This is a genomic window from Stenotrophomonas sp. 3diitr2024 (genome assembly GCF_042136455.1).
GTDB classification, from domain to species: domain Bacteria; phylum Pseudomonadota; class Gammaproteobacteria; order Xanthomonadales; family Xanthomonadaceae; genus Stenotrophomonas; species Stenotrophomonas sepilia.
This window is the reverse complement of the sequence record NZ_JBHHMJ010000059.1, coordinates 1-309: the sequence shown is the minus strand read 5'-3', so window position 1 is coordinate 309 and position 309 is coordinate 1. Positions and strand designations below refer to the sequence as shown.

General features: G+C 68.0%; 1 protein-coding gene. It reads right to left on the bottom strand.

Annotated features, from left to right (window positions below; translation table 11 throughout):
• Positions 1–309: hypothetical protein (locus ABGA94_RS01225; protein ID WP_375366151.1), on the bottom strand; the 309-nt coding region annotated here is incomplete at both ends.

Below are 309 nucleotides of genomic sequence, written 5' to 3'. Positions count from 1 at the left end.
GGCGATGGCGGTGTAGCTGTCGAACAGTTCGAAGCCTTCGATGAACACCGCATCGTCATGCGCAATCCAGTCCTTCCACTGCGCACGCGAGGTGGCATCGGTCGGTGCGGTGACCAGCCAGTTCCTCAATGGCGTGTTCGTCGAGCGTGGCACCTTCCCGACCACCAGCCCGGCCGCGCAGGCGCTGGGCGCCTCGCCGTTGACGACTTCCGGTGATACCGCGCTGATCTCGCCCGGGAACGGCTGGCCGTTGCCGCCGGTCAGCTGGGCCGGCATGCCGATCGCCAGGTCGCGGGCGAAGCTCTCCGG